The sequence below is a fragment of the Rubrivirga marina genome, assembly GCF_002283365.1.
GTDB lineage: Bacteria > Bacteroidota > Rhodothermia > Rhodothermales > Rubricoccaceae > Rubrivirga > Rubrivirga marina.
Map to the genome: position 1 here is coordinate 2217665 of NZ_MQWD01000001.1, position 25253 is coordinate 2242917.

Sequence of the window (25253 nt, forward strand, 5' to 3'; positions counted from 1 at the left end):
CCGCGCCCACCGAGGCGGCCGCTCCGGCTCCGGCCGACGCCGGGCCCGACCTCCACGCGCTGACGGCCCGCGTCGCCGAGCAGTCCCGGTTCGTCCGCCCCCTCCTCGACGCCGTAGGGAGCGTGGTCGTGGGGCAGAGCCACATGGTCGAGCGGCTCCTCATCGGGCTCCTCACCGGCGGCCACGTCCTGCTCGAAGGCGTCCCCGGGCTGGCCAAGACGCTGACGGTCTCGACGCTGGCGCGCGCCGTCGACGCCCGGTTCCAGCGGATCCAGTTCACGCCCGACCTCCTCCCGGCCGACCTTCTCGGCACGCTCGTCTACAACCAGGCCGACGCCACCTTCCTCGTCAAGAAGGGGCCCATCTTCGCCAACGTGATCCTGGCCGACGAGGTGAACCGGGCGCCGGCGAAGGTTCAGAGCGCGCTCCTGGAGGCCATGCAGGAGCGCCAGGTCACGATCGGCGAGACGACGTACCCCCTCCCGCGGCCGTTCCTCGTCCTCGCCACCCAGAACCCGATCGAGCAGGAGGGGACCTACCCGCTTCCCGAAGCCCAGGTCGACCGGTTCATGCTGAAGGTCGTCGTCGACTACCCGACGCGGGACGAGGAGATCGAGATCATGCGGCGGATGTCGCACGGGACGCCGCCGCCGTCCGTCTCGCCCGTCGTGTCGCCGGAGCAGGTCCTCCAGGCCCGCGCGGTCGTCGGGGAGGTCTACCTCGACGCACGCGTGGAGGAGTACGTCGTCGACCTCGTGCTGGCGACGCGGGAGCCAGAGCGCTACGGGCTCCGGGACCTCCGCGGGCTCGTGGCCTACGGCGCCAGCCCGCGCGCTTCCATCGCCCTCGCGCTCGCGGCGCGCGCCCACGCCTTCCTCGAAGGCCGGGCCTACGCCACGCCCGACGACGTCCGTGCCGTCGCGCTCGACGTGCTTCGCCACCGAGTGGCTGTGACGTACGAGGCCGAGGCGGAGGACGTCGCCTCCGACCAGATCGTCCGCCGCGTCCTCGACACGGTCGAGGTCCCGTAGAGGGATCGGGAACGAGGGTGGGCCATGAGGGCCTCATCCCTCGATCCCGCATCCCGCATCCCCCTTGACATGCGCAAGCCTCAGCCCTTCCGGCGCGACAAGATCCTGATCCCGGCGCTGCTGACGCGGCTCCGTGACCGCGTCGGCGTCGAGATCGAGGCGTGCGGGGGCGGCGACGCCGAGGACCGCGCGGTGACGGTCCGCCACGTCCACCGGCCGGGCCTCGTGCTGGCCGGCTACACCGAGCACTTCGAGCACCGGCGCGTCCAGATCCTCGGCAACACGGAGTGTCGGTACCTCGGCTGGCTCGAGCCTGAGGCGGCTCGGGATGGGTTCGACCGGCTCCTCTCGTTCGACCCGCCGTGCGTCATCCTCACGGCCGGCAACCGGCTCGACGGCGACCTCGAAGCCCTCGCCGCCGACTACGGCGTCCCGCTCTACCGGACGCCCGTCGCGACGGTCCCGTTCATGGGCCTCCTCCGTGACGTCCTCGACGACCACTTCGCGGAGCAGCTCACGGTCCACGGCTCGCTCGTCGATGTTTACGGCATCGGCCTCCTCCTGACAGGCCCGGCCGGGATCGGGAAGTCCGAGATGGCCCTCGACCTGGTCGAGCGCGGCCACCGGCTCGTGGCCGACGACGTCGTGATGGCGACGCGGACGGGCTCGGGCGTGATCATGGGCGCCGGCACCGACCTCGCCGAGCACTTCATGGAGATCCGCGGGCTCGGCATCATCGACGTCCGGTCGATGTTCGGCGTCCGCGCGATCCGGTACCAGAAGCGGATCGAGGTCGTCGTCCAGATCCACCCGTGGGACGAGGACGAGGAGTACACCCGGATCGACATGGTGACCGAGACGGACTCGATCCTCGGCGTCGACCTCCCGCTCGTCAAGCTCCCCATCACGCCGGGCAAGAACGTGACGGTCATCTGCGAGGTGATCGCCATGAACCACCTGCTCCAGCACTACGGCTACGACCCGGCCGAGGCGTTCTCGACGAAGCTCCGCCAGCGGATCGAGCAGAAGTCCGACACGCCCGGAGCCGGCCGCGGGATCGACTGGTTCGAGCACGACTTCGAGTAGGACGAGGCCGGATCCTAGTCTGCCGACGCGGCCCGCCGGGCGGCCTCGTCTTGGGCGGGAGGACTTCGGAACGATCGGGTTCCGATACGGAACGGAACGGCCGGCGTATCGGGGAGATAGGGGAAAGCCGGGGGTCGAGGTTGCCGAAAGCCCGAAAGGGCGTCTATGTTTACCCCGCCTGTGAGAGCGCTCCCACCACCGGCCGGGGTCAGTCCCGCCGAGCGCGAACCCGGAGCTTCGGCCCGGTTGTTGCGGAACGGGAGCGTGCGCACGGACCGCCCCCTCCTCCGTCCGGCCGCCGTCACCCCCCTGTGGGGCCGCACCGGGGAGCCGCACCACCGTCTCCCTCTCCCGCATGCCTGACAACCGATACTTCTACTACGACCACGACGCGTGCACCTTCGTCGAGGTCGAGCCGAGCCGGAAGGGGCTCTGGCTTAAAGTCGGCGCCATCGCCTGCCTCTCGCTCGTGCTCAGCGCCGTCGGCGTCGGCGTCCTCTCGACGTTCCTCACCTCGCCGACCGAGATCGCGCAGGCCGAGGAGATCGACGCCCTCCGCGGCCAGCTCGCCTCGACGCACTCGCAGCTCACGTCGTTCACCGAGGAGCTCGAGCACCTCGCCGAGACCGACCGCGAGATCTACCGGACGGTCCTCAACGCCGAGCCGATCTCCGAGGACGAGTTCCGTCTCGGGGTCGGCGGCTCCGAGAACAACCGGTTCGCCCGGTTCTCGACGCCCACGGCCGAGCTCCTCACCGAGACGTCCGAGACGTTCGACCGCCTCGAGCGCCAGCTCGAGCTCCAGAGCCGGTCCTACGACGAAATCAAGAGCCTCGCGAGCGACCGCGACGCCGTGCTCCGTCAGCAGCCGGCCATCCTCCCGCTCAAGAACGCCCGCCTGACCTCCGGCTTCGGGATGCGGTACCACCCGATCCTCCGCGTCTCCCGGATGCACGCCGGCGTCGACTTCCCGACGCCCGTCGGGACGCCGCTCTACGCCGCCGGCGACGGCCGCGTCCGGTTCGTCGGCACCCGCGGGGGCTACGGCAACGTGATCGAGATCGAACACCCGCTGGCCGGCAAGATCACGCGCTACGCCCACCTCTCCCGCGTGGCCAGTGGCATCACCGAGGGCGCGCTCGTCCGCCGTGGGCAGACCGTCGCCTACAGCGGCAACACGGGCCTCTCGACGGCCCCGCACCTCCACTACGAGGTCCGCCTGATGAACGCCGAGGAGTCGCCGATCAACCCGGTCGCCACGTTCGTCCCCGACGTCACGCCGGCCCAGTATCGCGAGCTCGTCGAGGCCGCCCGCTCGCAGACGGTCTCCTTCGACTGACGCCCGGCTTGGACCGATGGAGCGACGGCCCGGAGCAACGTGCTCCGGGCCGTTTCCCGTTTCGGGGAACGCGGCGGAGCGTCGCCCGTGTGAGGCGCCATCGAAGACCCGATGTGGACCGCGTGCCTCCGCACGAAGCTCACGGAGCCGCCCCGTTGCATTTCCACAGGCCCGGTCCTATCGTGCCGGCCGACTCCTTTCTCCTGACCCCTCAGACCGCATGTACTGGACGCTCGAACTGGCCGCGACGTTGGAGGATGCGCCCTGGCCGGCGACCAAGGACGAGCTCATCGACTACGCCGACCGCACCGGCGCCCCCGCCGAGGTGATCCAGAACCTCGAGGAGATGGAGGACGACGGCGCGCCGTACGAGAGCATCGAGGAGGTCTGGCCGGACTACCCGACCCACAACGACGACTTCTACTTCGAGGACGAGTAGCGTCGACCGACCCCGTCCGCCTCGGCCCCGAGGCGGGCCGACACGCGACGAGCCTCCGGCCCACCACAGGCCGGAGGCTCGTCGTTTGAGGGAGGGGTACGGCCGGACGGCTCGGGCGCGGACGCGCCCACCCCCGCCGTCCGGTCGCGGGCCAGCAGCAGCAGCCTCCTCCCCGGCGCGCCCCTCCTCGGAGCGCGGGTCAGGCGGAGGCTAGGCCGCGTACGCGTTCGAGGCCGCGGCGAAGGCGCCGAGGGCGTCGTCCACGAAGCGCCGCGCGGCGCGCTCGGCGGCGTGGGGCGACCGGAAGTCGGGGGCCGACGTGTGGAGTGTCAGGTCGCGGTCACGGATCTCGAACGCGAACGTGCCGGCCTCGGCGCGAAGGCGGAGCTGGAAGCCACGGTGGGCGAACACGGCGCGGGAGGGGCTCACGGAGCGAGAGAGGGAGACGGTCGGCAACGGACTGGGGGGGTATCGGGAGGATGGGGGGCCCGATTGAGAAACCGGCGCCCCTAGCCGTTCGAGCTCGTCCAGCCTCCCCATTTGCCGCCGCTGGCGTGACGTTGAGGCCGAGTGTATCGAACCGGACCCCCACCAGGCCGTCCCGTCTCAGCCGGAGACGGGCCCACCGTTGGTGGGGGTGGGGGCGCCATCCGGAGACAGGGCTGCCAGAGCAGCTTCGGCGGAGTCTCGGAACCCGCCGAGCGCCGCGTCGAGCGCCGCGACGGCGCCGGTCACGTCGCGACCCTCGCGGACGTCGCGCTCGACCTCGAACGCTGCATGCGAGAGGGCGTCGGCCCCGAGCGTCCCGCAGGCCGACTTCAACTTGTGCGCCGCGCCGCCCGGGTCGCCGCCGGTGAGTTCGGCGCGGAGCGAGGGCTCGGTGCGGAGGTAGGCGCCGAGGATCTCGGTCGCGAGCGCGTCGTCGCCGTCGGAGAGCGCGCGGAGGTGGGCCGCGATCGCCTCGGGGGTCGGGAGGGCAAGTGCGTCGGTCTCGGGCGTGCTCTCGACCGAACGGTCGGCCGGGGCGGGGACCGGAGGGGGCGCGTCGTCGGTCCGTTCGGAGACCCCGCCGGCGAGGGCGATTTCAGCGCGGAGGTCCTCCAGCCGGACCGGCTTGGTGAGGAACCCGTCCATGCCGGCCTCGCGGCAGCGGGCGGCGTCCTCCGCGAACGCGTTGGCCGTGAGGGCCACAACGCGCGGCTGGCGCGCGGCGGGGAGCTCGGCCCGGAGCCGCCGCGTCGCGCCGATCCCGTCGAGGACGGGCATCTGGAGGTCCATCAGGACAAGGTCGTAGCGGTCGCGCCGGAGCGCGTCGAGCGCCTCGGCCCCATTCTCGGCCACATCGGGCGCGATGCCGAGGCGGGCGAGGAGGCCCGTGGCCACCTTCCGGTTGACCTCGTGGTCTTCGACGAGCAGCACCCGCAGCGGCCCCTGGACCGGGCCGGTCGCGAGCTTTTTCGCCGCCGGCCGGCGGCTCCCGACGAGCTGGGCCACGACGTCGGCGAACCGGTCGGCGCGGAGCGGCTTGGTAAGGACGGCGTCGAACACGCCGGAGGCCACGACGGCGCTGCCGAGTGGAGCGAGGAGGAGGAGCGGGAGCCCCCCGAGGGTGGGGTCCGTGCGGAGCCGGTCGGCGAAGCCGAAGGCCCCCTGGCGGTCGGCGTCGGCGTGGTCGGGGCGGTCGTTGGCGTTGAGCGCGAGGGCGGCGAGGTCGTACCGCCCGCCGTCGGCGATCCAGGCGGCGGCGGCGTCGACCGTGGCGAAGGCGGCGACGCCGAGCCCGTAGCTCTCGGCGAGCGCGACGGCGGCGTCGCGGGCCGCCGTGTGAGGCTCGACGATCAGGAGCACGGCGCCGGCCGGCGTCACCGGGGCGGTCGGGGGGGCGTCGACCTCGGGCAGCGGGATCCGGATCTCGAACGTGGACCCAACGCCGACCTCGCTCTCGACCGACACGACCCCGCCCATCTGCTCCGCCAGCCGCTTCGTGATGGCGAGGCCGAGCCCGGTCCCCCCGAAGCGGCGCGTCGTCGAGGCGTCGACCTGCGTGAACGAGTCGAACAGGGTGTCGAGGTGCTCGTCCGGGATGCCGATGCCGGTGTCTGAGATGCGGAGGGAGAGCTCGACCGTTCCGCCGCGGCGGCGTCGGGCGTCGAGCCGGAGCGCGACCGTGCCCGCCTCGGTGAACTTGACGGCGTTCGAGAGGAGGTTGAGCGCGACCTGCCGGAGCCGCGCGCCGTCGCCGAGGACGATGTCCGGGACGTCGGGCTCGACGTGGCAGACGACCTCGACGCCGCGCTGCGTGGCCGTCTGCGCCACGACGGCGACCGCGTCGTCGACGAGCGGGCGGAGGGCGACCGGCTCCGACTCGAGGTCGAGGCGGCCGGCCTCGATCTTGGAGAAGTCGAGGACGTCGTTGATGACGCCGAGGAGCGCCCGGCCCGAGGCCTGGATCGTCCCGACGTAGTCGAGCTGGTCGGGCGAGAGGGGCGTGGCGGCGAGCACGTCGGTCATCCCGATGACCCCGTTGAGCGGCGTCCGGATCTCGTGGCTCATGGCGGCCAGGAACTCCGACTTCGCGCGGGCGGCGTCGAGCGCCTCCTCTTTGGCGTCGTGGAGCGTCTGGAGCGTCTCCTCGCGGGCCCGCGTCACGAACACGCCGAGCGCGCCGAGCGCGCCGAGCGTCGCCAAGAACGCCCCGCGCGGGACGCCGGGCGCGTCGAGCGTGTACGCGGCGAGCGCCATCGACCCGACGAACAGGACCGTGTAGGTCGCCAGCCACCGCGACGTCTGGATCCCGGCCGAGCACCCGAGGAACACGAGGAGCACCCCGAACGCGGCCGTCGGCGTGAGCCCGCCGACCGTGGCGACGTAGATCTGCCACGCCGAGACGATGAGGAAGAGGCCGTAGACGAGGACGTACGCCTTGCTCCGGATCGTCGTGCTCGTGAAGGTGAGCGTGCCCAACGAGAGGGCCGAGAGGCCGATGGCCAGACGCCCCGCCAACGGGTCGACCGTCGTCGGGCCGCCGAACTGGTACTCCCACCCGATGGCGACGAACGCCGCGCCGCCCACGAACAGGAGCAGCCGGTAGATCCAGATCGGGAGGGGAGAGTCGTCGGCGGACACGGCGGGTGTTTCGGAGCGCCCCGGGCGATTTGGTAACCACCACCGGGACGGAGAGGGCAGGAGAGAGCCGTGGGACTCAGTTGCAAACGGCGGTCCACCCACCCGAACGCGCGGCCGAGGCGGTCGGACTCCTCCATTCCTCACCCGCGGTGGGTGGGGCGGTTGCCATCTTCTCCTTTCGCCCCGCCCGACGCCCGATGCCGACAGACACGCTCGCCCCCTCCGACCTCAAGCGCGGCCGCGAGGTCGAACTCACGCTGACGGACTTCGCCGACCGCGGCAAGAGCCTCGCCCGCGTCGGCGAGGGCGACGGCGGGTTCGTCGTGTTCGTGGCCGGCGCCGTGCCGGGCGACCGCGTCCGCGCCCGCGTGTTCAAACGGAAGAAGGGGTTCGCCGAGGCGCGGCTGCTGGAGGTCCTGGAGCCGAGCGAGCTCCGCACGGAGCCGCGGTGCGAGTACGCCGCGTCGTGCGGCGGGTGCAAGTGGCAGCACGTCGAGTACCCGGCGCAGCTGGCGATGAAGGGAGAGCAGGCTGTCTCGGCGCTCACCCGCGCCCGCCTCGACCTCTCCGCCGCCGACGTCCGCCCGCCGCTGGGCGGCGGCGCCTACGACGGGTCGGGCGGCGTCTACTTCTACCGCAACAAGATGGAGTTCTCCTTCTCCGCCATGCGCTGGCTGACGGACTGGGAGATCGCGACGGGGGAGGAGATGGACACCGACTTCGCGCTCGGCCTCCACGTGCCGGGCCGGTTCGACAAGGTCCTCGACCTGAAGGCGTGCTACCTCCAGAGCGAGTGGAGCGCCCGCCTCGTCAACGGCGTCCGCGCCTTCGCCAAGGCGCAGGGGTGGTCGCCGTGGCACCCGCGCGAGCACACGGGCTACCTCCGCATCCTCGCCCTCCGCACGCCGGGCCACACCGACGACCGGATGGTCAACCTCGTGACGTCGTTCTACGACGAGCCGCGCATGGCGGCCTTCGCCGACTTCCTCCGGGCCGAGTTCCCCGAGGTCACGACGCTCGTCAACACGATCAACTCGGGCGTGGCGCAGACGGCGTTCGGGGAGGCGGTCCACACGGTGTTCGGGTCGGGCCTCGTGCGCGACAAGATCGGGCCGCACACGTTCGAGATCGCCTCGAACGCGTTTTTCCAGACCAACACGGTCGCGGCCGAGGGGCTCTACGCGGTCGCCCGTGAGTTCGCCAACCTCCAGCCCGACGACGTGGTCTACGACCTCTACTGCGGCGCCGGCACGATCTCGCTCTTCGTCGCCGACCAGGTGAAGAGGGTCGTCGGCGTGGAGCTGGTGGAGGAGGCGGTTGAGAACGCCCGCGCGAGCGCCGAGGCGAACGGGGTGGCCAACTGCACGTTCGTCGCCGGTGACATGCTGGAGCTGCTCAAGCCGGAGCTCGTGGAGGAGCACGGCCGGCCGGACGTCCTCATCGTGGACCCGCCGCGGGCCGGGATGCATCCGAAGGTGGTCGGCCAGATCGCCCACCTCCGGCCGGAGCGGATCGTCTACGTCTCGTGCAACCCGCAGACGCAGGCGCGCGACCTCGCCATGCTCCAGGAGGCCGCGGCCTACACCATCGAGGCCGTCCAGCCCGTCGACATGTTCCCGCACACGCACCACGTCGAGAGCGTCGTCGGCCTCCGGCTGACCTAGGGCGGCCCCGCCCGCCTCGGCGAGCTCCTCCGGTTGGCGACCGAGGCGGACCGACTCCGCTCGAAACCTCGCCCACGGCCCGGCGCGTTTCGATCTGCCCCCCGATACTCCAGTTATGCCGCTTTCTGACGACGACCGAACCTTCCTTTTCGACCTCCTCCGCACGCCCTCGCCGACGGGCTTCGAGGCCCCCGGCCAGCGGCTCTGGGCCGCCCGCGCCGCCGAGCGCTCCGACCGCGTCGAGAGCGACGCCTACGGCAACGCCTGGGCCGTCCGCGACGGCAAGAAAAACGCCCCGACGGTCCTCCTCGAGGCCCATGCCGACGAGATCGGCTTCGCCGTCAAGTACGTCTCCGACGACGGGTTCCTCCGCGTCGACAGGATCGGAGGGAGCGACCACGCGATCGCGCGAGCGCGCCGGCTCGTGTTCATGGGCTCGAAGGGCCCCGTGCCTGGCATCCTCGGCAACACGGCCATCCACCTCCGCGACCGGAGCAACGACGAGAAGGCCCCGAAGATCGAGGACCTCTACGTCGACGTCGGCGCCAGCTCGCGCGAGGAGGTCGCCGACCTCGGGCTCCGCGTGGGCCACCCCGCGGTCTACGCCGACGCGGTCGAGATGCTGACCGACACCCGCGTCACGGGGCGCGCGCTCGACAACCGGCTCGGCGGGTTCGTCCTGACGCAGGTCCTCGGCGAGCTCCGGACGGGCAAGAAGCACGCGGCGACCGTCACGGCGCTCAACGCGGTCCAGGAGGAGATCGGCGGGAATGGGGCGAAGATGGCCGCCTACGCCATCGAGCCCGACGTGGCCGTCGTCATCGACGTGACGCACGCGACGGACTCGCCCGGCATCGAGAAGGCCAAGCACGGGGAGGTCAAGCTCGGCGAGGGGCCGACCGTCACGCACGGGACCGTCAACCACCCGGCCGTGGTCGAGCGGCTCATCGAGGTGGCCGAGGCGAACGACATCCCGCTCCAGCACGAGTCGTCGAGCCGGTACTCGGGGACCGACACCGACGTCATCTTCACGTCGCGGCGGGGCGTCCCGAGCGCGCTCGTCTCGATCCCGATGCGCTACATGCACTCGACCGTCGAGACCGTCGACCTCGGCGACGTCGAGCACACCGTCGCCCTGCTGGCCGCGTTCGCGCGGTCCGTCCGTGCCGACGACACCTTCCGCACCGCCGTCCTCTGATGCCCGAGACCGACCCGTCCATCTCGCCCCAGTGCGTGCGCTGCGGCTCCGACGCCCTCATCCCCGACGCGTTCTTCTACGCGGAGGGCTACGGGGGAGCGAAGCTGTCGGTCGGCGTCTACAAGAAGCCGGAGGCGGCGCTGATGAAGGGGCCGGTGCGGACGGAGCTCAAGCTCTCGGTCTGCGGCGACTGCGGCCACGTCGAGGCCGAGGCGGCCGACTTCCGGGCGCTCTGGGCGGCCTACGTCGAGCGCCTCTCCCGCGAGTTCGGGCGGTAGCGGACCCGCCCGCCTCGGCGCCGAAGCGGGCCGAGCCGGGCGCGGCGGAACACCCGGCCGAGCCTCCGCGACGGATCTAGCTTGATGCCCCTCTCTACGCCGATCATGTCCCGTCCGCTCCTGTTCGTCGCCCTCGCCCTCGTCTGGGGGGCCTGCGGGTCGAGCGCCTTCGACGCCGAGCCCTACCGCGGCACCGAGGCGGACGTCGAGGCTGGCGACGGCGCCGACGTCACCCTCTACTCCCTCGGGCGGCCGACGGCGGACTCCACGGCAGTCCCCCGCGTCGTCCCCGCGTCCGACTCGGCGACGACGCGGTGGGACCTCGGTTTCCGCGGCACGGAGATCCTGCTCAACGGCGGGTCGAGCGGACCCGGCGCCGGCGTCGGCGTCGTGGTCGACGTCCCGATCGAGGAGGTCGACGACGCGCTGAACGACGACTACGTCTACCGCCGCGACGGCGAGTCGCCGTGCCCGAGCGGCCCGCCGCGCGCCGTCTGCACAGCCCCGGGCGACGGGTGGTTCGAGGAGGTGGGGCTGCCCGGCGGCGGCACAGCCGTCGTCCCGGTCGAGGGCCGGACGCTCCTGCTCCGCCTCGGCAACGGACAGGGCTACGCCAAGGTCCGGTTCGTGAGCTACTACCGTGGCGCGCCCGACGTGGCCGCGATCGACGACGACTCCGAGGGCGGGGTCTACACGTTCGAGTACGTCGTCAACCCCGATGGGTCGTCGTTCGTGGAGACCGAGTAGCGCTCGGATCCGGCGGAACCGTCGGTTCAGGGGCGGCGAGGAGAACCGGCCGAGCCCCGGGGCGTGCACGGCGCCCGGTTCCCCGTCGCCCATGCGTTTCCCACTCCTCGCGCTGGCCGCGCTCGTCGCCTGCTCCGACGTGCCTCCCGCCGAGCCGCCCTCGGCGACGCTCGTCGTCCGCGCGGTGTACGTCCAGCCGATGTATGGGGGAGAGGCCATGCTGGTCAACCACGAGGCGATACCCAACCGGATGCCCGCCATGCAGATGGCCCTCCGCGTCTACACGCCGGCCCTGCTCGACAGCCTGACCGAGGGCGCCCGGGTCGCGCTCACGCTCGACAGCGCGTCGCTCGAAGTCGTCAACGTCGAAACGCTCCCGTTCGACACGGTCCTCGACCTCGAGCCAAGGGACGCCAGCGGACGGGGCGGGATCGTCCTGCCCGACACCGGCGGCTAGAACCGGACGCTCAGCCCGAGACCGCCGAACGCGTCGGGCGCCGCCGCCGTCAGGCCGAGGCCGCCGTGCGCGTCGAGCTGGAGATCGGGCGAGAGGAGGAGAGTCGCGCCCGTGTGGGCGAGCACGGCCGCCCCGTCGGGCGTCGTGCCGGCGGCGACCTCGGCGAACCCGCCGACGTGCTCGGCGAGCGGCACCCCCAAGACGGCTGTTCCGCCGACCTCGGTGCGGTCGGTGGTCCGGTCCCACACGACCTCTGCCTGCGCCCCGAGCGACACTGCCCCGAGGTCGCGGCCCACGATGAGGATCGCCAGCGGACTCACGCTCGCGTCGCTGTCGACCGGGATCGAGACCTCCACGATGGCGGCGACGTCCCACTCTGCGAACCGGGCGAGCCCGGCTTTCGCTCCGAGAGCGAGGTCGGTGAAGCCCCGATCATCCGGGCGCGTCACGTCGGCGATGCGGTAGCCGGGCAGGCCAAGGCGGGCCTCGAACCCATCCGCCAGCCCGAGGCGGACGAGAGCCTCCGGCCCGGAGACCCCGAACGCGCCGCCGCCAGCGCCGGTGTCGACGACCTCGAACGACGCGCCGGCCTCCACCTGGACCCGAGCCGTCGGAACGGCGACGGCGCTCTCGGTGAAATCGGGCCGGTCGGTGACGAGCTGCGCCGAGGCGGGGAGAGCTCCGACGAGAAAGGAGAGGACGAGGGGCCGGAACATGGGCAGAGCAGACTGGTTTAGGGTGGCCTAAATTAGCCGAGCCTAAATCCGGTTCCCATGCCGTCTCCCGCCGTCGAGGATTATCTCAAGGCCATCTACCAACTCGGGCGCACCGGCGACCCCGTTCGGACGTCGGCGCTGGCGGATCACCTCGGCGTGTCTCCGGCGTCGGTGACGGGGATGCTGAAGAAGCTCGCCGAGGCGGGCCTCGTGGCCCACGAGACGTACCAGGGCGCGCGCCTCACGGAGCCCGGCCGGCTCGTCGCCGTCGAGACGATCCGCCATCACCGGCTCGTCGAGACCTACCTCCACCAGGCGCTGGGCGTGCCATGGGACCGTCTCCACGACGAGGCCGAAGCCTGGGAGCACGTGCTCTCCGAAGACCTCGAGGCCCGCATGGACGCCGCGCTCGGCCACCCGACCCACGACCCCCACGGGGCCCCGATCCCCACGCCCGACCTCGAACTCGACGAGGAGGACCGGCTCCCGCTCGCCCGCCTCGACCCGGGACAGGAGGCGACCGTCGCCGAGGTCAGCGACCATGACGGCGCGCTCCTCCGGGCCGTCGGCGCGGCCGGCCTGTTCCCGGGCGTCCGGTTCCGCCTCGACGCGGTCGCCGACGACGGCGCCGTGGCCGTCCAGCTCCTCTCGGGCGACCGGGCCGGCGAGACCGTCCACCTCGGCGCCGACGCGCCCCCCTTCCTGTTTCTCGACGACATCCGATGAGCCCCCCCGACCGCCAGCGCACGACTGCCGTTCTCTCCTCCCTCGGGGCCGCAGGCCTGGCCCTGCCCGTCGTGGTCCTGGCCCTGAGCCTCGTCGGCTGTGGGCCGGCCGAGGGCGGGGCCTCCGGCCCGATCGCCGAGCGGACCGTGAACGTCGTCGCCACGACGAGCATGATCGCGGACCTCGCTCGCGAGGTCGGCGGCGACCGAGTCGAGGTGGAGGGCCTCATGGGAGCGGGCGTCGACCCGCACCTGTACCGGCCGCGGGAGAGCGACGTGGCGCGCCTCGTCGGCGCCGACCTCGTGCTCTACAACGGGCTCGAACTGGAAGGGAAGATGGGCGAGGTGCTGGAGCAGGTCGAGGGCCGTGGGATCGTGGCCGAGCCCATCGCCGAGGTGATCTCCGAGGACGTCCTCCTCTCGCCGCCGGAGTTCTCAGGCAGCTTCGACCCGCACGTCTGGATGGACGTCGCCCTCTGGAAGCGCGTCTCGACCGCCGTCGCCGACGCGCTCGCGGCGCTCGACCCGACGCACGCGGAGACCTACGCGGCCAACGCGGCTGCGTACCAGACCCGCCTCGACTCGCTCGACGCCTGGGTCCGCCAGCGGGTCGCGGAGGTGCCCGAAGACCGGCGCGTCCTCGTCACCGCCCACGACGCGTTCAACTACTTCGGCGAGGCGTACGGCTTCGACGTCCGTGGGCTGCAGGGGCTCTCGACGGCGACCGAGGCGGGCACGGCCGACGTCCGCGACCTCGCGGCCTTCGTGGCCGAGCGCCGGATCCCGGCCATGTTCGTGGAGTCGAGCGTGTCGCCGCGGAACATCGAGGCGGTCCAGCAGGCCGTCCGCGCACGCGGCTTCGACGTCGCCATTGGAGGCAACCTGTTCTCGGACGCCCTCGGCGACCCCGGCACGCCGGAGGGGACCTACGAGGGCATGATCCGGCACAACGTGAACACGATCGTCGGCGCCCTCGCGCCGGCCGAGTAGCATGGAACCCATGCAGCGCTTCGCCGTCACGCCGGCCATCGACGTCGCCGACCTCACGGTCGCCTACCGGGACGAGCCCGTGCTGTGGGACGTCGACCTGCGGGTGCCCGAGGGCGTGCTCATGGCGATCGTCGGGCCGAACGGGGCGGGGAAGACGACGCTCATCAAGTCGATCCTCGGCCTCCTCCCGACGGCCGCCGGGCGGATCGAGGTGCTGGGCGCGCCGCTGGCGGAGCGTCGCCGCGACGTGGCCTACGTCCCCCAGCGCGGCTCCGTCGACTGGGACTTCCCGACGAGCGTGCTCGACGTGGTGCTCATGGGCACCTACGGCCGCCTCGGGTGGATCAAGCGGCCCGGCGCCGAGGAGCGGGCGCGGGCGTCCGAGGCGCTCGAGCAAGTCGGCATGGCCGACTTCGCGGACCGGCAGATCGCGCAGCTCTCGGGCGGCCAGCAGCAGCGCGTGTTCCTGGCGCGGGCCCTCGTGCAGGACGCCCGCGTCTACCTCATGGACGAGCCGTTCCAGGGCGTCGACGCGACGACCGAGCGCGCCATCGTCTTGCTCCTCCAGCGGCTCCGGGAGGAAGGGAAGACCGTCCTCGTCGTCCACCACGACCTCCAGACCGTCCCCGAGTACTTCGACTGGGTCCTGCTCCTGAACGTCCGCCGGATCGCGGCTGGGCCGGTCGACGAGGTCTTTACCGACGCCAACCTCCGCGCGGCCTACGGCGGGCGCGTCCCGTTCCAGGCCGGCGGCGCGTCGCTCGCCGACCCCGCCCGCCTCGGCACCGAGGCCGAGGGAGCTACGCCGCCCGTGCCGTGATCGAACTGGACTACACGCTGCGGACCGTCGCGCTGGGCGCGGCCGTGCTCGGGCTCTCGTCCGGGTCGCTCGGCGCGTTCGCCGTGCTCCGCGGGCAGTCGCTCCTCGGCGACGCCATCAGCCACGCGGCCCTGCCCGGCGTCGCGCTGGCCTTCCTGCTGACGGCGAGCAAGGCGCCGCTCGTCCTCGTCGTCGGGGCCGGGCTGGCGGGGTGGGTGGGGACGCTCTGCGTGAGCGCGATCGTCGAGCGGAGCCGGGTGCCATACGACGCCGCGCTCGGCATCGTCCTGTCGGTGTTCTTCGGGCTGGGGATGGTGCTCCTCACGTACATCCAGGCGCAGCCGGACGCGAGCCAGGCCGGGCTCGACACGTTCCTCTTCGGGCAGGCCGCCGCGCTCGTCGGCCGCGACGTCGTGACGATGGCCGTGCTCGGGGCGGTCGCGCTCGTCGCGATGCTCGTCTTCTGGAAGGAGTTCAAGATCCTCCTGTTCGACCCCGACTTCGCCGCGTCGCAGGGCTTCCCCGTCCGTGCCCTCGACGTCGGGCTGACGACCCTCCTCGTGGTGGCGATCGTGATCGGGCTCCAGACGGTCGGCGTGGTGCTGATGAGCGCGCTCATCGTGGCGCCCGCGGCGGCGGCCCGGCAGTGGACCGACCGGCTGTGGGGCGTCGTGGCACTGGCGGGGCTGTTCGGCGCGCTCAGCGGGGCGGCCGGGGCGCTCCTCTCCAGTGCCACGGCCCGCATCCCGACGGGCCCGACGATCGTGCTCGTGGCGACCGCCGTCGTCGGCGTGAGCCTCCTTCTGGCGCCAGGTCGGGGGCTCGTGGCGGCGTGGGCGCTGGGGATCCGGAACCGGCGCGTGCTCCGCGTGGCCGGCACGCTCGAGGACCTCTACACGCTCGCGCTCGCCCACGAGGACGTCCACTACCCGCACCCCGCGGCGACGCTCCAGACCATGACCGCCCGCCCCGAGGCCGTCGGCCCGACCCTCGACCGGCTTCAGAAGCAGGGCCTCGTCGAGCCCCGCGACGACGCCTGGGCGCTCACGCCGCGCGGCCTCGCCGAGGCCCGCCGCCTCGCCCGCACGCGGGCCGATGAGCACGACCCCGCCCACCTCGGCGTCGAGGTCGAGGGACCCACCCCATGACGCCGCAGCTCGAGATCCAGCTCATCGCCTCCGTCACGGCCGCCGCCTGCGCGCTCGTGGGGGCGTTCCTCGTGCTCCGCAAGACGGCGCTGCTGTCGGACGCCATCAGCCACGCGATCCTCCCCGGCATCGTGCTGGCGTTCTTCCACACCGAAAACCTCAACTCGCCGCTCCTCCTCGTCGCCGCGGCCGTGACGGGCGTGCTCACCGTCGGTGCGATCGAGGCGCTGGGGCGGACGCGCCTCGTGAAGCAGGACGCGGCCATTGCGCTCGTCTTCCCGGCCCTGTTCTCGATCGGCGTCGTGCTGATCTCGCGGTACGCGTCGGGCGTCCACCTCGACATCGACGCCGTGCTCCTGGGGGACCCGGCCTTCTCGTGGATCCAGCGATTTGAGGTCGGCGGGTGGGACCTCGGCCCGCAGTCGCTGTGGCTCATGGGCACCGTGCTCGTCCTCGTCGCCGCGTTCGTCGGGCTGTTCTACAAGGAGCTGAAGATCAGCACGTTCGACGCGGCACTCGCGGGCGCGCTCGGGCTCGCGCCGGCCGCCGTCCACTACGCCTTGATGACGCTCGTGTCGGTCGTCGCGGTAGGCGCGTTCGACGTGGTCGGGTCGATCCTCGTGGTCGGGCTGATGATCGCGCCGCCGGCCGCGGCGTGGCTCCTGACCGACCGGCTGCCCGTGCTGCTGGGCCTGTCGGTCGCCCTCGGCGTGGCGAGCGCCGTGTCTGGGTATTGGATGGCGCGCTTGTTCGACGTGTCGATCGCGGGGGCAATGGCCGTGATGGCGGGCGTCCTGTTCGCGCTGTGCTTCGCGTTCGCGCCGCACCGCGGGCTCGTGGCGCAGGCCCGCCGCCGGGCCCGCCAGCGCGTGGCCTTCGCCGAGCGGATGCTCCTCGTCCACCTCCTCCACCACGAGCACACGCCCGAGGCGGACCGGGAGTGCCGCGTGAGCCACCTCCAAGAACACCTCCACTGGGCGCCGGCCCTCGCCAGCCGTGCCGTCCGCGCAGCCGAGCGCGGCGGCGCCGTCCGCCGCTCCGGCGACCGCCTCGCGCTGACGGACGACGGCCGGACGGCGGCCCAGCGAGCGATGGTGGGGTAGGGGAGCCGAATCGCCTTCCGACGCACAGGGCAACCCTGTAGGTTCGAACCCTTTCCGCCCCGGCCTGATGCCCCGACTCTCGGCCCTGCTGCTGCTCCTCTCGCTACTCGCCTGCGGGTCTGCCGACCCTGTCGACACGACGCCGGATCCGGGGTTCAACGTCCTGTTCGTCGGCAACAGCCTGACGTACACGAACGACCTGCCGGGCATGGTGGGCGCGATGCTGCCCACGTTCGGGGGGGAGGACGTCCACATCGGCACCGTGGCGTCGGCCGACGTGTCGCTTGAGGACCACTGGTACCTCGGCGGGGCACGCGAAGCGATCGCCTCCGGCGACTGGGACGTGGTGGTGATGCAACAGGGGCCGTCGTCGGTGCCGCAGAATCAGGTCCACCTCGCCACGTGGGTCGGCCACTTCGCTGACCTCGCTGAGACGCACGGCGTCCGCCCGGCGGTCCTGATGGTGTGGCCGCCGGAGGGCGACGAGGCCCGCGTCGAGGCCGTCGTCACGGCCTACGCGACGGCCGCTCGCGAGGCCGACGCCGCGCTCTTCCCGGCCGGCGCCGCGTGGCGCCTCGCCCGCGCCGAGGGCACCGCCGACCCGTACGGCCTCGACCGCTTCCATCCGAGCCCGGCCGGCACCTACCTCGCCGCCCTCACCGTCGTCGGCGGTCTGACCGAGGGGTCGACCGTCGGCCTTCGCGCGCTCGGCGGCGTCTCTGCCCCGACGGCCCGCGCCTTGCAGGTGCACGCCGACGCCGCGCTCGCGGCGTACCTGAGCGAGTGACTCACTCTGCCTCGGGGGGCGCGGCGACGAGGCGGACGAGGTCGTCGGGTAGGCCCGGCTGGTGGGACAGCGCGAAGAGGTTCGCGTCGCCCGGGTTCTTCAGCAGGATGACCGCGCGCCCCTGATCGGGCAGCAACACGTTGAGGACGCCGAGCGCCCCGAACGTCCCCTGCCGTTCGATCACCCGCACCCTCGCGTCACCGATCGGCTTCGTGTACGACCACGCGCCCTGCGCCACGAACCCCATCTCAGAGGACGACGCCCAGAGTGCGTCGAGCCGGTCGGGCGGGAGGAGGTCGCCGCTGATCAGCGCGAGGTCGAAGCGGGCGAGGTCGGCGGCCGTGCCGTAGAGCGCGGCGGCCCCGCCGTAGCGCCAGCGAGCGAGACATAGGCTCGGCTCGTCGGCGGCGTAGGCCGTCGCCAGCCGCTCGACGGTGCCGCTGGGGCGGAGGAGGCCGGAGTCGGTCATCCCGAGCGGGTCGAGGATCTCGTGTCGGAGGAGGGCCTCGAACGGCTCGCCCGTTGCCGCTTCCATCACCGCCTCGAGGACGAGGTAGTCGGCGTTGTTGTAGGCGACGGTCCCGCCGGGCGTCGCGCGGAGCGGGCCCGATCCGAACAGGCGGATCACGTCGGCCGCGATCGCCAGCGTATCGGGCTCGCCGGGGAGCGGGCACCGCCAGGCCGCCCCGCCGTCGGCGTCGAGGTCGGGGAGGCCGGACGTGTGGTTCAACAGGTAGCGCACGAGGACCGAGTCGCCGCCGGCGATGAGGCCGGGGACGTACCGGGCGACGGGCGCGCCGAGGTCGAGCCGGCCGTCCATCTCCAGCCGGTGGGCGACCACGGCGGCGACCTGCTTCGTGATGGACGCGAGCGGGAACCGGACGTCGGGCGTCATCGGGATGCGCCACGTCCGGTCGGCCAGCCCGAAGGCGCCCTCGTAGAGCACGCGGGGGGCGGCGGGCGTCCCCTCGACCACGAGCACGACGCCGTCGAACGCGCCCGCCTCGTGGACGGCGCGGACCGCCGCGTCGATCTTCCGGCTGAGCGGGTCGACCGGCGCGCTGGCCAGCGGCTGGGCGTGGGCGCCGACGGTGAACAGGGCGGCGGCGAGCAGGGCGCGCATGGCGGCAGGGGAGGGGCGGCGGAGGATAGCGCCCAAACAAGGCGACTCCGCCCGCCTCGGCGTCGAGGCGGGCGGAGTCGGAAACAAACAAAGCCACCGGGGTCGGGCGCGGGGCGCCGTCTCCCGGTGGCCGGCGGGGCGCACGGACCAACGCCGCCCCGCGTCGCGGCCGCCGCTACCGAACGGCCGAGAACGTGCCGACTTGGAGCGCGCCGACGCGGCCGTCGGCCTCGCGCTCGAAGGCGAGCGGGGCGGGCGCCGCGTGGGCCGCGAACGTGTCGGCCGCGGTCTCGCGGACGGACCCGACGACGACGGGGCTCAGGCCGCGCGTGATCGTGACGAGCCGGCCGTCCTCGTCCCAGACGAACGCGGCCCACTCGGAGCCCCGGTCGAAGAGGACCTGGACGAGCGTGGCCTCGCGGCCGTCGATCTGGCGGAACGTCCCGACGACGCTGCCGGCGACGACGTCGCCGTGGCCGCGGATCAGCGCGCTGCGGTAGGCGGCGAGGTGCTCGGCCGCGTCGGCCTGGCGGGCCGGGCGGACGGCGCCGACGACCGTGTCGAGGTCGCCGAGGATCCAGGCATTGAGGAGCGCGTCGGCGCGGGCGTCGGTCGCCTCGTCGGAGGCGGAGAAGGCGGCGAGGCGGGCGGCGACGGGTGCGCCGTGGGCCACGAGCACGAGGCCGTCGCGGCCGTCGCGGACCTCGACCATTCCGCCGTCGGCGGCGTAGAGGCCGACGTACGGCGAGGCGGCCGGGGCCGCGGAGATCGGGGCGGCGGTGAACTGCACCTGGGCCGAGGCGACGGGGGCGACGGCGAGGAGGGCGGCGACGGAGAGGGCGAGGAGAGTGAAGCGGGCCATGAGAGGGCGGGGGCTGAGTGATGACTCAGGTTCGAGATCTGGCCCCCGCACGTTGTCATCCGCTCGCCCGTGTTCGTCACCGCCGGTCGGCGTCCTGTCATCAGTCGTCATCGCCGGTCCGCCGCCGACGTTCGGCGTAGGCCTCGGGCGTCATGAGGGCGACCGGGCCGCGGTAGATCCCGCCGTCGATCATCCCGTCGATCACGCGGACGGCGACGACGTTCTCACCTTCACGCAGCACCGACGCCGGGACGGGGTAGGCCCGCTCGATCTGCCACTCGTCGCCCCGGATCTGCCCCGTCTCGACGTCGCCCGTGCTCCCGACGCGGACGCCGTTGACGAACGTCTCGTCGAGGTCGTCGATGGCGCCCAGCACGAGCACGAGGTCCGCCTCGGCCGCATCGGCGCCGAGGCGGACCGACTTGCGGTACCACGCGACGTGCCCGAGCTCGGGGTAGCCCTGGGACTCCCAGGTCGCCGGCACGCGGAGCGTGTCCCATCGCGCGTCGTCGAGGTCGGGCGCGGCCCAGTCGCCGTCTCCGGGCGAAAAGCGCCAGTCGCCGGCGAGGTCGGCCACGACCGGGGCGCCCTCGGGGTTGCGAGCGGTCGGGACGGCGAGTGCGACGGGGCCTTCGAGGATGCCGCCCTCGAGGCCCTCGTCGTAGACGCGGACGGCGAGGACGTTGGGGCCGTCGGTACGGAGGAGGGCGGGGGGGAGCCGGTAGATGCGGAAGCCGAAGGCCGCCGTCTGGTACTTCGGCGGCATCCGCCCGCTCCAGCCGACGGGCTCGCCGTTGAGCCACACCTCGTCGGCGTCGTCGATGCGGCCGAGGAGGAGGAAGGGCGAGGTGCGGAGCACGTCGGCATCTTTGGCGTCGAGCGTGAACGTGGTGCGGTACCACGCGAAGCCGTCGTAGCCGTGGTATCCCTCGTCCTCCCACGCGCCCGGCACGGCGATCCGGTCCCACCCGGCGTCGGCGCCGCCGGAGGCCCACCGGCGGGCATCGCCGATCCGGAAGTCCCAGGTCCCCGCGAGGTCCACGACGGTCGTCCAGTCGTCGGGCGAGGGGGGGCTCGTCTTCCACGGGTCGTCCCACGACACGTCGTGCGTCGCGCCTTCCCACCCGTCGAGGCGGTCGAGGACCGACGCCGCGACGCGGACGACGAGGCCGACGACCGCGATCAGGATGAGGGCGAGCAGGACGACGCGGCCGTTCATGGGAGGAACTTGTAGCCCACGCCGTGGACCGTCAGGAAGTGGCGCGGCTGGGCCGGGTCCGGCTCGGCCTTCTGGCGGAGCTTCAGGACGAAGTTGTCGACCGTCCGCGCCGTCGGCGCCACGTCGGAGCCCCAGACCTCGTCCAGGAGGTCGTCGCGGGAGACGACGGCGCCGGGGCGCGCGGCGAAGTAGCGGAGGACCTCGACCTCGAGGTGCGTCATGGCGACGGGCTCGCCGTCGGACGTCGCCTGGTAGGTCCCGAGGTCGACCCGGAGGCGGCCCACCTCGACGACGTCGCGGGCGAGGCCAGCGGGCGAGGCCGTCTGGGACTCGGTCCGGCGGAGGACGGCCTTGATGCGGGCCAGCAACTCGCCGAGGCCGAAGGGTTTGGTCACGTAGTCGTCGGCGCCGAACTCGAGGCCCCGGACCGTGTCGAACTCCTCGGCCTTGGCCGTGAGCAAGATCACGGGCGTCGCGACGCCGGCCGCGCGCGCCTCGCGGAGGACCTCGAAGCCCGACCGCTTCGGCATCATGACGTCCAGGACGACGAGCCGGTAGGCGCCGCCGCGGAGCTTTTGGAGGGCCTCCTCGCCGTCGGCCGCCTCGTCGACGGCGTAGCCCTCGAACTCGAGGTTGTCGCGGAGCCCTTCGCGCATGGCGTGCTCGTCGTCGACGACGAGGATCGGGAGGTCAGGCATGGGAGGGGAGGGAGATCCGGAAGACGCTGCCGCCGCCGGCGCGGGCGGAGACCGTGGCCGTGCCGTCGTGGGCCTCGGCGATGCGGCGGACGAGGGCGAGGCCGAGGCCGGTGCCCTTGGCCGTGTGGACGAGCCCGTCGGCGCTGGCGGGCTGGACGCGGACGAACGGCTCGAACACGCGCTCGCGGTCGGCGGGGGGGATGCCGGGCCCGCGGTCGGCCACCTCGACGAGCGCCGAGCCGTCGGCGCGCCGGGCCGCGACCTCGACCGGGCCGCCGTCGCCGTACTTCACGGCGTTGTCGATGAGGTTGACGAGGGCCTCCGCGAGGGCGTCGTGGTCGCCGAGGATGGGGAGGGCGCTCTCGGGCAGGTCGAGTCGGAGCGCGCACCCCTCGCGCTCGACGACGGGCCGGTACCGCTCGCCGATCTCGGCCGCGAGCGCGCCGAGGTCGAGGGGGCGGCGGTCGATCCGGGCCGTCCCGCGCTCGAACCGGTTGAAGTGGAGCACGTTGCCGACGAGCCGGCTCAGGCGCTCGGTCTCGGCCACGATCGTGGAGTAGTAGCGCGGCTTCTTGTCGTCGGGCACGCGGCCTTCGGCGAGCGACTCGCCATACATCCGGATGAGCGCGAGCGGCGTGCGGAGTTCGTGGCTCACGTTCGAGACGAAGTCCTCCCGCAGCCGGGCGACCTCGACCTCCTGGCGCACGCCGCGCCACGCGAAGAGCGCGCCGGCCCCGAGCACCAGCGTCACGCCGCCGAACAGGAGGACGCTCTGCCACGCCCGCCGGCGCAGCGCCTCCTCGGCCGACCCCTCCCCGACGCGCACGCCGACGACGTAGCCCGGCAGGAGCCACAGCGGTCGCTGGCGCGTGATCTCGGCGCGGCTCATGGCGGCCGTCGAGGCGATGGGCTCGGCCTCGCCCTCTCGGAAGACGCCGAACTCGACGCCGCCGCGGCCGACTTCCCGCAGCGTGGGCATCACGACGGTCTCGACGAATGGGCTCGGGTCGACGGCCATCCCGAGGATCCTCGGCGTTGGGCCGTTCACCGGCGCCGCGGCGAAGACGAGGAGCAGGCCGCCACTGTCGAGCGCGACCGGCTCCAGCTTCCGGTAGCCGAGGGCCTGCTGGGCGAGCAGCCGCTCCACGAGCGCGTCCGGCAGCGTTTCCCGGACGTCGATTTGCTCGGCGCCGGTCGCATACGGAGCGTAGAGTCCATAGCCGGTCGTGTCGCCCTCGGTGCGGACGGGCGCCGGCAGGCCGTAGTAGAGGACGTCGGCGCGGGCCGGGCTTGTGGCAAAGACGAACCGGACGGCCGGGGTGGCCTCGAGGAACGCGCGGGCGGCCTCCGCCGAGGACGAGCCCGACTCGACACGGAAGGACGGCTGCCCGAGCCGGTCGGCCCACGTCGAGGCCACGTCCCACGCGTTCTGGTTGACCGAGAAGAGGAGCCCGTCGAGTTGCTCGTCGCGGATCTCGGCGAGCCGGGCCTCGCTCTCGCTCTGCACGACGGCCTGGGCGGCCGCGAACGCCAGCGCGGGCACGATGGCGAGGGCGAGGAGGGCGCCCGCCAGTCGGCGGAGCGCGCGGGGTGGGGAGGCGGGCACGACGGCAAGCTACCGGGAGCGCTGCCGGTCGCTGTCAGGCGGCGGTCCGGGGTTGTCATCAAATGTCATCGCGCCGGCCCGGTCGGCCTCGATGCCGAGGCGGGGAGGGTCGGGAGACCGCGTCCCCTATTTTGATCGCGCGGCGAACTGCCGATGCGTTCTGCCGTACGGCACTACCGGCCGCGCCCGGCCGTTGGGCCCCTCCCGACTTCCCCCGCCTCCATGCTCCGATCCCGCTTCACCCCGATCCTCGGCGCCGGCCTCCTGGCTGTGGCCCTTCTCGTCGGCGTCCAGGTTCAAGACGCCGAGTCCGCGTCCGAGGATATGGAGCAGGTCCGAAAGATCGAGGAGGCCTACGAGTACATCACGCGCTCGTACGTCGAGCAGGTCGACTCCTCGGAGCTGGCCGAGGCCGCCATCGAGGGGATGCTCGCCAGCCTCGACCCCCACTCGATCTACATCTCGTCCGAGGAGATGCGCCGCGTCCGCGAGAGCTTCGACGCGAGCTTCGAGGGCGTCGGGATCTACTACGAGTTCATCGAGGGCCCCGAGGAGGCCGACACGCTCGTCGTCCTGATGCCCATCGCCGGCGGGCCGAGCGACGAGGCCGGGCTCCAGCCGGGCGACCGGATCGTTGAGATCGACGGCCAGAGCGCCGTCGGGATCGATACGGATGGCGTCCAGAGCCGCCTGAAGGGCCCGCGCGGGACGTCCGTCGACATCGTCGTCGAGCGCCCGGGCTACCGCGAGCCGCTCGACTACACCATCATCCGCGACCGGATCCCGCTCAACACGGTCATCGCCTCGTACATGGTGGACGACCAGACGGGCCTCATCAAGCTCCAGCGGTTCGCGCGGACGAGCCACGACGAGGTCCGCAGCGCCATCCGTGACCTCCAGGGGCAGGGGATGGAGCGGCTGATCCTCGACCTCCGCGGCAACGCGGGCGGCCTCCTCGAGCAGGCCTACGAGATCTCCGATGAGTTCCTCGGGTCGGGCGAGATGATCGTCTACACCGAGAGCCGGCACCCCTCGAACCGTCGCCAGTACCGCGCCACGGCCGGCGGGATCTACGAGAACGGCCCGGTCATCGTGCTGATCGACGAGAACTCGGCCAGCGCGAGTGAGATCGTCGCCGGCGCGCTCCAGGACCACGACCGCGCCTACCTCATCGGCCGGCGCTCGTTCGGCAAGGGGCTCGTCCAGCAGCAATTCCCGATGACCGACGGGAGCGTTCTCCAGATGACCGTCAGCCGGTACTACACGCCGTCGGGCCGTCTCATCCAGACGCCCTACCATGTCGGCGAGAGCGACGAGGACTACTTCGAGTCGAAGCGCGCGCTCCGCGAGGAGGGCCTCGAGGCCGACCTCATCGCCAACGGCGGGGCCGTCGACGTCGGCGCCTTCGGCGCGGAGGTACCGGACTCGCTCGTCTACCGGACCGACGGCGGGCGGACCGTCTTCGGCGGCGGCGGCATCCTCCCGGACTACATCGTCGCGCTCGACACGCTGGCGCCCGCGCTTCGGACCGTCATCGGCAAGAACCTCGACAACGCGTTCGCCCGCGTTGACCTCGAGCGCCGCGGCGACGCCTTCCGCGAGCAGTGGGAGGGCCGCCAGACCGAGTTCGTCCGCACCTTCCGGCTGAGCGACGCCGACTTCGAGCGGTTCCTCGACTTCGCCGAGGCCGAGGGGACCCCCGTCGTGACGACGCGGCCCGAGGGCGAGGCGGAAGACGTGCTCGTCCGCCGCGAGGCCCTCGCCGTCCGCTCCGACATCGAGACGCGGATTCGGGCGTTTATGGCCCGCCGCCTCTTCAGCGCCGACGCGTTCTACCCGGTCGTCGGGCAGATTGACCCGGCGCTCCGGGAGGCCATGGCCCACTGGCGCGACGCGGTGACGCTCGCGCAGGCCATCCGCTAACTCGCTGCGTTTCCAGGTATGGGCCCCGGGGGGAGCAACTCCCCCGGGGCCCACGTGTCTCTGGGGGCGACGGTCGGGTGCCTTCGGCCGGCACGAACCCCGGCCCTTCGCGTCGCGTTGACATTCCTGAGGGCTGGATGGATATTGACCCCCACGTCTAGCGCAGCC

General features: G+C 72.7%; 24 protein-coding genes. 16 read left to right on the plus strand and 8 right to left on the minus strand.

Translation table 11 applies throughout. From position 1 onward, the window contains the following. Positions 1–59 precede the first annotated feature (59 nt). The 4 genes from BSZ37_RS09045 to BSZ37_RS09060 all read left to right on the plus strand — a co-directional run bounded on the left by BSZ37_RS09045 (position 60) and on the right by BSZ37_RS09060 (position 3895). Positions 60–1031 carry an AAA family ATPase gene (locus tag BSZ37_RS09045; protein ID WP_095512349.1) on the plus strand — a complete coding sequence of 324 codons (972 nt, stop codon included), beginning with the start codon at positions 60–62 and terminating at the stop codon, positions 1029–1031. Between the two features lie 69 nt (positions 1032–1100). Continuing rightward, complete coding sequence (gene hprK, locus BSZ37_RS09050; protein ID WP_095510240.1) at positions 1101–2117, plus strand: HPr(Ser) kinase/phosphatase; 1017 nt, start codon at positions 1101–1103, stop codon at positions 2115–2117. Positions 2118–2472: 355 nt separating this feature from the next. Continuing rightward, positions 2473–3456 carry a M23 family metallopeptidase gene (locus tag BSZ37_RS09055; protein ID WP_095510241.1) on the plus strand — a complete coding sequence of 328 codons (984 nt, stop codon included), beginning with the start codon at positions 2473–2475 and terminating at the stop codon, positions 3454–3456. Positions 3457–3676: 220 nt separating this feature from the next. Further along, a complete protein-coding gene (locus BSZ37_RS09060) occupies positions 3677–3895 on the plus strand; it encodes a DUF2795 domain-containing protein (protein WP_095510242.1) in 219 nt (72 codons plus the stop codon). A gap of 210 nt (positions 3896–4105) precedes the next feature. On the opposite strand, the gene BSZ37_RS09065 is transcribed toward BSZ37_RS09060, so the two are convergent. Beyond that, a complete protein-coding gene (locus tag BSZ37_RS09065; RefSeq protein WP_095510243.1) occupies positions 4106–4324 on the minus strand; it encodes a hypothetical protein in 219 nt (72 codons plus the stop codon). A 177-nt stretch (positions 4325–4501) separates the two neighbouring features. Further along, complete coding sequence (locus tag BSZ37_RS09070) at positions 4502–7021, minus strand: hybrid sensor histidine kinase/response regulator (RefSeq protein WP_095510244.1); 2520 nt, start codon at positions 7019–7021, stop codon at positions 4502–4504. A gap of 197 nt (positions 7022–7218) precedes the next feature. Here BSZ37_RS09070 and rlmD point away from each other — a divergent pair, with 197 nt between their 5' ends. The 5 genes from rlmD (at position 7219) to BSZ37_RS09095 (ending at position 11365) form a co-directional block, all read left to right on the plus strand. Then, on the plus strand, positions 7219–8685 hold the full coding sequence (rlmD, locus tag BSZ37_RS09075; RefSeq protein ID WP_095510245.1) for a 23S rRNA (uracil(1939)-C(5))-methyltransferase RlmD: 1467 nt from the start codon (positions 7219–7221) through the stop codon (positions 8683–8685). 115 nt (positions 8686–8800) lie between these two features. Next, on the plus strand, positions 8801–9883 hold the full coding sequence (locus BSZ37_RS09080) for a M42 family metallopeptidase (protein ID WP_095510246.1): 1083 nt from the start codon (positions 8801–8803) through the stop codon (positions 9881–9883). Beyond that, on the plus strand, positions 9883–10161 hold the full coding sequence (locus BSZ37_RS09085; protein ID WP_095510247.1) for a hypothetical protein: 279 nt from the start codon (positions 9883–9885) through the stop codon (positions 10159–10161). Before BSZ37_RS09080 ends, BSZ37_RS09085 begins: the two co-directional genes overlap by 1 nt. Positions 10162–10266: 105 nt before the next feature. Then, positions 10267–10908: an HmuY family protein gene (locus tag BSZ37_RS09090; RefSeq protein ID WP_095510248.1), complete on the plus strand. Its 642-nt coding sequence runs from the start codon at positions 10267–10269 to the stop codon at positions 10906–10908. Between the two features lie 91 nt (positions 10909–10999). After that, positions 11000–11365, plus strand: a complete 366-nt coding sequence (locus tag BSZ37_RS09095; protein ID WP_179299545.1) for a copper-binding protein — start codon at positions 11000–11002, stop codon at positions 11363–11365. On the opposite strand, the gene BSZ37_RS09100 is transcribed toward BSZ37_RS09095, so the two are convergent. Next, positions 11362–12081 carry a transporter gene (locus tag BSZ37_RS09100; protein ID WP_095510250.1) on the minus strand — a complete coding sequence of 240 codons (720 nt, stop codon included), beginning with the start codon at positions 12079–12081 and terminating at the stop codon, positions 11362–11364. The genes BSZ37_RS09095 and BSZ37_RS09100 overlap by 4 nt on opposite strands. Before the next feature lie 57 nt (positions 12082–12138). Between BSZ37_RS09100 and BSZ37_RS09105 the strand changes: the two genes are divergently transcribed. The 6 genes from BSZ37_RS09105 to BSZ37_RS09130 all read left to right on the plus strand — a co-directional run bounded on the left by BSZ37_RS09105 (position 12139) and on the right by BSZ37_RS09130 (position 17654). Beyond that, a complete protein-coding gene (locus BSZ37_RS09105; protein ID WP_095510251.1) occupies positions 12139–12807 on the plus strand; it encodes a metal-dependent transcriptional regulator in 669 nt (222 codons plus the stop codon). Further along, positions 12804–13796, plus strand: coding sequence for a metal ABC transporter solute-binding protein, Zn/Mn family (locus tag BSZ37_RS09110; protein ID WP_095510252.1), 993 nt, complete (start codon positions 12804–12806; stop codon positions 13794–13796). The genes BSZ37_RS09105 and BSZ37_RS09110 overlap by 4 nt, the downstream gene beginning before the upstream one ends. Positions 13797–13806: 10 nt before the next feature. Beyond that, positions 13807–14616 (plus strand): metal ABC transporter ATP-binding protein, encoded by an 810-nt coding sequence (locus tag BSZ37_RS09115; protein ID WP_095510253.1) that lies wholly within the window; start codon positions 13807–13809, stop codon positions 14614–14616. Further along, a complete protein-coding gene (locus BSZ37_RS09120) occupies positions 14613–15764 on the plus strand; it encodes a metal ABC transporter permease (RefSeq protein ID WP_218830457.1) in 1152 nt (383 codons plus the stop codon). The genes BSZ37_RS09115 and BSZ37_RS09120 overlap by 4 nt, the downstream gene beginning before the upstream one ends. Beyond that, the gene (locus BSZ37_RS09125) at positions 15761–16867 is read left to right on the plus strand and encodes a metal ABC transporter permease (protein ID WP_095510254.1); all 1107 of its coding nucleotides are present in this window, start codon (positions 15761–15763) and stop codon (positions 16865–16867) included. The genes BSZ37_RS09120 and BSZ37_RS09125 overlap by 4 nt, the downstream gene beginning before the upstream one ends. A 67-nt stretch (positions 16868–16934) precedes the next feature. Further along, the gene (locus BSZ37_RS09130; RefSeq protein ID WP_095510255.1) at positions 16935–17654 is read left to right on the plus strand and encodes a hypothetical protein; all 720 of its coding nucleotides are present in this window, start codon (positions 16935–16937) and stop codon (positions 17652–17654) included. A gap of 1 nt (position 17655) precedes the next feature. Here the strand turns inward: BSZ37_RS09130 and BSZ37_RS09135 are convergent, their stop codons facing one another. From BSZ37_RS09135 to BSZ37_RS09155, 5 genes are all read right to left on the minus strand, one after another. Continuing rightward, positions 17656–18777 carry a serine hydrolase domain-containing protein gene (locus tag BSZ37_RS09135; protein WP_095510256.1) on the minus strand — a complete coding sequence of 374 codons (1122 nt, stop codon included), beginning with the start codon at positions 18775–18777 and terminating at the stop codon, positions 17656–17658. Between the two features lie 175 nt (positions 18778–18952). Continuing rightward, positions 18953–19639 carry a hypothetical protein gene (locus BSZ37_RS09140; RefSeq protein ID WP_095510257.1) on the minus strand — a complete coding sequence of 229 codons (687 nt, stop codon included), beginning with the start codon at positions 19637–19639 and terminating at the stop codon, positions 18953–18955. A gap of 100 nt (positions 19640–19739) precedes the next feature. After that, on the minus strand, positions 19740–20858 hold the full coding sequence (locus BSZ37_RS09145; protein ID WP_095510258.1) for a glycoside hydrolase family 2 protein: 1119 nt from the start codon (positions 20856–20858) through the stop codon (positions 19740–19742). After that, positions 20855–21556, minus strand: a complete 702-nt coding sequence (locus BSZ37_RS09150) for a response regulator transcription factor (protein ID WP_095510259.1) — start codon at positions 21554–21556, stop codon at positions 20855–20857. Before BSZ37_RS09150 ends, BSZ37_RS09145 begins: the two co-directional genes overlap by 4 nt. Continuing rightward, the gene (locus tag BSZ37_RS09155; protein WP_095510260.1) at positions 21549–23162 is read right to left on the minus strand and encodes a sensor histidine kinase; all 1614 of its coding nucleotides are present in this window, start codon (positions 23160–23162) and stop codon (positions 21549–21551) included. Before BSZ37_RS09155 ends, BSZ37_RS09150 begins: the two co-directional genes overlap by 8 nt. A gap of 222 nt (positions 23163–23384) precedes the next feature. On the opposite strand from BSZ37_RS09155, the gene BSZ37_RS09160 reads away from it, so the two are divergent. Then, on the plus strand, positions 23385–25085 hold the full coding sequence (locus tag BSZ37_RS09160) for a S41 family peptidase (RefSeq protein ID WP_179299546.1): 1701 nt from the start codon (positions 23385–23387) through the stop codon (positions 25083–25085). The last annotated feature ends 168 nt before the right edge of the window (positions 25086–25253 follow it).